This window comes from Bacillus sp. EB106-04-02-XG92 (genome assembly GCF_058791995.1).
On the sequence record NZ_JBYTEA010000014.1, the window covers coordinates 121,973 to 129,204 of the forward strand.

A 7,232-nucleotide genomic window follows, 5' to 3' on the forward strand; every position below is an offset into this window, starting at 1 on the left:
TCCCTGTCTAATGTTGCAAGAATTTGTATGCGTAAGAAAAGGATAGAAAAACTATTGCCTTAGGAAGCTACCTTTATTATAATCTATTTCACAGATAAATTTCAGAATATTAAAAATTAACTAGGTGAAAAAGGAGGTTTTTTATGCAATTACATACCGAGGTAAAAAAGCAGCCAAGTAAACGAAAGTTTAAAATGCCTGACGCGTACGTACTATTATTTTTTATTGCCTTACTTTGTGCCATTGCTACATATTTCGTTCCAGCTGGAGAGTTTAAAAGGGTTACAAACGGTACTGTTACGACGACAATACCAGGAAGTTATCATTCTGTTCCACAATCTCCGGTAGGGTTTGTTTCTTTTTTTACTGCTATTGAAAAAGGAATGACACTTGCTGCTCCTATCATCTTCTTAATTTTATTTACAGGCGGAGCCATTGCCATTCTTGAAAAAACAGGCGCTCTTGACGGTTTAATCTATCATGTTATTAATAAATTTCGTAATCAGCAATTACTTTTCATTTGTATTGTCGCCGCACTCTTTTCTATTCTCGGAACAACTGGCATTATCGTTAACTCAGTTATCGGCTTTATCCCCATCGGCATCATCGTTGCGCGCACATTAAAATGGGACGCTATCGTCGGCGTAGCAATTATATATTTAGGCACTTATGCTGGTTTTAATGCTACTATATTATCTCCCTCACCTTTAGGCATTTCACAAAAAATCGCAGAACTTCCGATGTTTTCAGGGATTGGTTTACGTACGGCAATCTATATCTCTTTTTTAATTGCCACCATTCTTTATATTAATTGGTATATACAACGTTTAAAAAAATCGAATAAAGGAAGCATACTCGGAGATAACTGGTTTCCAAGTAATGCTCTTTCAAGTGAGAAAGAAATAGAGAAAACTGAAGTTCCTTGGACAATACGTCACAAATTAATTTTACTCGTTTCAGCTTTATCCTTAATTGTATTTTTAATAGGCGCTTTCCGTCTACATTGGACAGACGCAGAAATGACCGCTACTTTTATTTTCATCGCAATTACAGCGGGAATAATAGGTGGTATGAAAGCAAACGATATCGCTTCTACTTTTCTAGCAGGCTGCCAAAATCTCATATACGGTGCCTTGATCGTCGGAATGGCTCGTTGTATTTCAGTCATTCTAGAACAAGGCAAATTACTTGATACAATTGTGAATCAGCTCGCACAGTCTCTCGAAGGACATAGCCCTGTATTTGGCGTTATCGGCATGTATGTAAGTAGTGCCGCATTACATTTCCTCATTTCATCCGGGACAGGAGAATCTGTTATTTTCATTCCGATATTAGCTCCACTTGCCGATTTCATGCACATTACACGCCAAGTTACAGTACAAGCTGTGATGCTTGGAGAAGGTGTAGTAAACTGCCTCAATCCAACTTCCGGTGTTTTAATGGGCGTCCTCGCAGCGAGCGGCATTTCTTACGGAAAATGGATTCGATTTATGGCTCCACTTGCATGCATTTGGTTTATTATTGGACTTATTTTTCTTATTGTTGGCGTGAATATTGAGTGGGGACCGTATTAAAAGACTCATATTATACTTAACTTGATAAAATATCTATTCTATTCTCCAAATCACTTATTCTAGTATAGATATAAACAGGGATTGACCATAGTGATCAATCCCTTCTCTCAAAGTAAAATACCTTTAAGTATTTTAGTTCCAAATTTTATTTACCCATTCCGGATGATCAATAAAAGGATTACGATTATGTTGATATTTCGCAAAAATCACTTCATTACGCTTTCGCTCTAAATCATCTACCGGGTCTTGTTCATTCCATTTTAGTAAAACGGATAGTTTGCCCATGTATGGATCTTTATTGTTATTCACCTTTTCATTTAATTCTAAGTCTATTTCGCCGTTGTCTCCTTCATAACGAACAGCCATGTAAAATAGCATTCTAGCGATATCTCCTTTTACACTATCACGAGGTTCCCAAGAATCACTATCGTATTTACATTCTGTCGCTTCCGAATGATTCACACCACCATTATCAAAATCCAGATTTCCACGTGAACTATTTACAGATACATCCGTCGCTCTTAAATGATGCAAATCTGTTCCAGCTCCTGCAGTCGTTCCAAAATCACCGTGAGATTTTGCCCAAACATGCTCTCGGTTCCAATTATCAACTCCTGAACCATTCGTAAGTTTCCCTTGCGAACGCCCAGTATATAAGAGTATCACATTGTTTTTATTATTTGGATCTTCATCCGTATCTCTTAGTGCTTCCCAAACCGCACTGTATGATAACTTTGTATGATCATCAATAATATTATGAAGTTCCTTCTTTAATTCTAAACCCGTTTTTCCTATTGCATTATTATAATATGTATCGTCATAGCTTTTCGCAGTAATCTCTTGTGGTGATGCAGAAGCTACTTCACCGTGTATGATATCTGTGAATGATAGAGATGCAGTACCTAAAATAAAAAATGAAGATAGTGTAACCATAGCAAGCTTTGTATTTCGAAACTTCATATACCCATTTCCCCTTTAAAATATAATTTGAAGCTATTAACTAATAAGTGCTTTCTAACCCCCAAAAACTCTTTAGAAACCCCATACCCCTTTTCTGTTTATTTAATACGAGACTCTATTGAGTCTGTATCACTTCTAAACTTTTTGTTTATTCACATTCCAAACAATTTCACTTTTAACAAGGAATATCCTTCTCTTATAAAGATTATTAAAATATTCTTTACAACTAAAAAGTAGTTTAATATTAACTTATAAATTTAAATTTATTTATGCAATAATGCATATTTAGTAAATACTTTAAAAAAACAGTTTGAATAAAAAGCATTCAAAGAAAACCGTGCAACAAAACAGATACAGTCTAAGACAGAAATAATAAAAATCAAGATGATAGCTCAACTTTTCCCTTTTCCATAACTGTCTTTATTTTTGTGTAAAACCTTTCTTTCTCTGAATAATACATACAAAAATAGATTGGATACCATGTAGGCACCAATCTATTTTAATTAAAGAAACTGTGTCAATTCTGAGTTTACAACACGTTGTGCAGTAATAATAACATTTTCAGCTGTTAGTCCATAAACACTATATAGTCCACCAGGTTGATTAGCAACAATTTGAACTTCATATTCAAATGCTTGTCCAAAAGCAGGGTGAACTAAACTTAGAGTCGCAAAAGTAGAAGCATTAGAATTTACATTGAAGTTTACCTGTTCAATTAATACTAATGAACCGTCAAGTCTAAAAACTCTAGCAACTCCAGTAAGTGGGCCCGCAGTACGGTTAAGGATCTTCACCCTAACTTTATTTGCATTAGCAGGTTGATTTCCTACGTTTTCAATTGGTCCTGTAGTAAGAGCCATATAACATCACCTCCATTATATCATTATGATATTCAGTAATGCACATTAATGTTATAATCTAATTATCAAATATATATCCAATTTTTAACATAATATTAAAAGCGGATATGCTTAATTGCATACCCACTTTTAAGAATAGTATACATTTCACCTATTCTACACTTTCTTCTTATTTATATACTTACCTTCGCTTCTCCAATATCCTGTTTTTTAATTAAATTTAAGTAAAAATGCGAGACAGTTGTATTGTAATAAGGAGAAATGAAAATAAATGATAGATTAAACGTAAACATCCCTATAAATGCAGCTAATAAAAACCAACCAATAAATGATAGCCAAAGAACAAATAATTTTAACTTTTGTCCTTTCATTATTCTTTTACTTTCTCTCAATGCTTCACTTGCTGTATAATCAGGATTCTCAACTAATATGTAATACGACATGGAATAAGAAAAATATTTAATAATACCTGGAACAATAAATAATAGGCTCCATAAAAAAAGAAAAATAGCTTGCATCAAACCTAACTTCATTGATTTAAACAAATTATTCTTTTTAAATCCTGAAAATACATCGTCTACCTTAGCTTCTTCTTGTTTCCCTAAGTGTAAAGTAAAAACAGAATATCCATAATGAAAGATACCTTGTATAACACTGTAAATTAGGAAACATACCACCCCTAAACCAATATAACTGAGAATAAGTACAGCAAGTGCTACTGGATCTACTTGTAGTTGCCCACCTATTGAATAAATAAATAATGCATCAGGGCCAATTATCCCGATAAACAGTACGAATATTAAATACATAAAAAAGGCGATTGCTGATGCACTTAAGGTTGGTACAAAATAGAATAAAGCTGATACTCCTATACCTACCCCCCATTTCCCATCTAACGAATTCAATGCTGCTTTCTTTAAATTTCCAATCATACTTGTGTCCCCTTCTTTTTTCTTATTTTCCTTTACTGAAAAAATAAAAGAACTTGTAGCAAGGCCTCGCTACAAGTTCTTTTAGCCAAACACTTTAACTCATCAAAAAATCATTTATTCTACACAATCGGGGGTAATGCCTAAAATATAGTTTGTTAACATCATTATATAACATAATTATGAATTTTTGTTGAAAAATTCTATATATTTAGACAAATACCTCCACTTTTTTACCTATTTTTTCATTTAGTATTATCTATTGAAAATTCGTAAAAAGCACCTATTACAATTATATGGTATCTCGCTCCATATAATTTTTTTTGGTATTTTGTTGTTTTTTTATACTCCCTGGGACGTCAGCATTCTGCAAAATAACCAAACGTGATTCGTACAATCCTTACGTTATTTGAATTACGAGTTAGATTTAGTTCTCGACATGATTCCTCTTTTAGTAATAACATAATTCTCTGGTAAGCAATTTATATCTGGATGATTTTCGCAACGTGAAAAAAGCTCTTTTAAATCTCGTTGAAAATCACTACGTGGACGCTTTGGTTCTGCAATTCCCCATTTATCCATGCACTCTAGAATCAAAGATTGAGCCTCCGGATATATCCTTACAGTTTCAAGAAGACAGCCTACTGCCACTGAGCGGGTAGGTTCCTCGTATATTTTCTTCAGTTTATCTACACAGCTTGTAGTCATGTGCCAAAGCCATACGTGATAAGTTTGATTACTATCAGGGATAGGTGTATCAAAGAATCCCCTGCGAATGCATGCCCATAAAGCTAGTATACTATTATTAGTGAGAGTAGACGATTCGTGGTTCTTAACATTGATGACAAGTGAATTTATATGATTGGATATATTAATGCCTCTTTCAGCCACTCTCCTCCATATACTGCAAATGAACTCTTCTGTTGGTATATCCGGTATATAATAATCCGATAACACCAGCTCTACTACTTCCAGTGGCAGAGAAACGTTTAAGGAAATTAATTCATCCAACATCACAGCTGCCCGATACTGAACATAGCGTTCAGAATTTAACGTGTCTCGTGCCTTCTTGTCAATATACAATAATCTTGCGATTTGCGTAACGTATGGTTGCAGATCAGCGTCCCTACTCAGACTTTCATAAGCCACTTCTAACAAATCAGCAATTAATTCAGGGTTGTTCATTTGAGTGTAAACACCCTTATCATGCTTGTCATGACATAAGCTCTCGATATAGCTAACTATCCAATTTGCAGCTTTCGACGTTTCACCAAATGACAGTATAAAATCAGCAAGGCTACTCTTCATACTTTGGCGTTGAATAGATTCCTCAGAAACAAATTGCTGCAGCTTATCCAAAATAATCTCATCTTTTAACATATCAAATGCAGATCCCCCTTCACTGACCAGTAAAATTAGGTTTTTCAGATACTAAACTTATCGCTAGTCTCTTCATCCCTATACACTTTACCTTATTTTAGTAATTATTGATGTAACAACTAAATAGTAACACATATTGAAACAGTTCTGCGAAACGCCCTCATAAAGTTTAGCACATCACCAATTTTAAATTAAGACACCCCCCTACCAGAAACCTTAGTGTTCAAAAATAATAAAAATGTTTAAAAAATAATATAGTTGTTTCTGTAGTGTTTAAAGAAATGTAAGTACTACAGAAACAACTATATTTTAATCCCGCCCTAAATTTAGAACGGGGTTATGCTTGTTTTTAGGTTTTTAAATTTAATAGCTTTAATGTCTTTTTACAGTTTGATCATCCTTTATTTAACTTCCAAAGTTTAGTATTTTGTTGTTTTTTCATACTCCCTGGGATACCGTCAGCATTTTCCAAAATAATCTATGCTATACGGAAAAATAAAATAAACTGCCCATGTGGACCATAGCCATCAACTTAAGGAAATGAATAAAATTTAACTAAATGGGTCATCCTTCCATGCATACCGCAAGGAAGGATGACCCATTTTATGTCTAAAATTAATGACGTTACACAAGAAGAGTTACGTTTACTAGGTGAAGAATTTAAAAGTAAATTTTCGATTCACCACTTACAACTACTAGCAGTTAAAACTGGAATGATTCGACGAAAACGAAAGTGTAGAGCACAAGACCTCGTTTCATTATGCGTGTTTCTCAGCCAGGAAATTGGGACAGAATCCCTAGTTAGTTTATGTGCGAAACTAACTAGAGCTACGGGAATCCAATTATCTAGTCAAGGTCTGAACGAACGATTTAATGCACAGACTGTACAATTCTTAAGGGAATTGTTTTTACAAGTATTTCGAAAGAAGTTTTCTCCAATGACTCCTTTATCTAACCGTTTTACACGTATCCGTATACTAGATTCAACAGCCTTTCAGCTTCCAGCTCAATATGCATCTTCTTACAAAGGGATAGGAGGTGGTGGTTCAGAAGCTGGTGTGAAAATTCAATTAGAGTATGAACTGATTTCTGGAGAATTTTTAGAAACAGCTGTAAGAGATGGAACAAGTAGCGATTGCCGTTATGGACAGGAACGTACGCAAACATTAGAGCCAGGGGAACTTTCTCTTCGTGATCTTGGTTATTTTTCTATTTATGATTTAGAAAAAATTGCGGATCGAAAAGCATTTTATGTGTCACGTATTCGCTGGAATACACAAGTCTATCAAAAAGAGAAAGATGGAAAATGGACTCTTCTTGATTTAGAAAAATTGACGAAAGATCTATCTGAAGGACAAATATTAGAATTACCAGAAATCTATATAGGACTTCGCCAAAAACATAAAACACGCCTTGTCATATACCGTCTAACACAAACTGAGTGGGAGAAACGTTTGGAACATCACAAGAAAGCAAAAAAGAGGATGCCGAAATATGCAAGTCGGATCAACCTTCTTATTACGAACGTA

At 34.4% G+C, this 7,232-nt stretch carries 6 protein-coding genes; 2 read left to right on the top strand and 4 right to left on the bottom strand.

The window, feature by feature from the left end:
• Positions 1-143 precede the first annotated feature (143 nt).
• Positions 144-1,574, top strand: coding sequence for a YfcC family protein (locus AC3WVA_RS25280; protein WP_098881579.1), 1,431 nt, complete (start codon positions 144-146; stop codon positions 1,572-1,574).
• A 132-nt stretch (positions 1,575-1,706) separates the two neighbouring features.
• Here the strand turns inward: AC3WVA_RS25280 and AC3WVA_RS25285 are convergent, their stop codons facing one another.
• The 4 genes from AC3WVA_RS25285 to AC3WVA_RS25300 all read right to left on the bottom strand — a co-directional run bounded on the left by AC3WVA_RS25285 (position 1,707) and on the right by AC3WVA_RS25300 (position 5,703).
• A complete protein-coding gene (locus AC3WVA_RS25285; RefSeq protein WP_098521481.1) occupies positions 1,707-2,534 on the bottom strand; it encodes an endonuclease I family protein in 828 nt (275 codons plus the stop codon).
• A 503-nt stretch (positions 2,535-3,037) separates the two neighbouring features.
• Positions 3,038-3,394 (bottom strand): hypothetical protein, encoded by a 357-nt coding sequence (locus tag AC3WVA_RS25290; protein WP_048525182.1) that lies wholly within the window; start codon positions 3,392-3,394, stop codon positions 3,038-3,040.
• 173 nt (positions 3,395-3,567) lie between these two features.
• On the bottom strand, positions 3,568-4,326 hold the full coding sequence (locus tag AC3WVA_RS25295; RefSeq protein WP_098345552.1) for a DUF975 family protein: 759 nt from the start codon (positions 4,324-4,326) through the stop codon (positions 3,568-3,570).
• 411 nt (positions 4,327-4,737) lie between these two features.
• Positions 4,738-5,703, bottom strand: coding sequence for a hypothetical protein (locus AC3WVA_RS25300; RefSeq protein WP_098881578.1), 966 nt, complete (start codon positions 5,701-5,703; stop codon positions 4,738-4,740).
• A 605-nt stretch (positions 5,704-6,308) separates the two neighbouring features.
• On the opposite strand from AC3WVA_RS25300, the gene AC3WVA_RS25305 reads away from it, so the two are divergent.
• Positions 6,309-7,232, top strand: a 924-nt coding sequence (locus AC3WVA_RS25305) for an IS4 family transposase (protein WP_492322255.1), incomplete at its 3' end; no start/stop codon positions are given.

Excerpts from the sequence above, each read along its gene's own strand:
- AC3WVA_RS25285 (WP_098521481.1), bottom strand. The coding sequence starts at position 2,534 with ATGAAGTTTCGAAATACAAAGCTTGCTATGGTTACACTATCTTCATTT.
- AC3WVA_RS25290 (WP_048525182.1), bottom strand. The coding sequence starts at position 3,394 with ATGGCTCTTACTACAGGACCAATTGAAAACGTAGGAAATCAACCTGCT.
- AC3WVA_RS25300 (WP_098881578.1), bottom strand. The coding sequence starts at position 5,703 with ATGTTAAAAGATGAGATTATTTTGGATAAGCTGCAGCAATTTGTTTCT.
- AC3WVA_RS25280 (WP_098881579.1), top strand. The coding sequence starts at position 144 with ATGCAATTACATACCGAGGTAAAAAAGCAGCCAAGTAAACGAAAGTTT.
- AC3WVA_RS25295 (WP_098345552.1), bottom strand. The coding sequence starts at position 4,326 with ATGATTGGAAATTTAAAGAAAGCAGCATTGAATTCGTTAGATGGGAAA.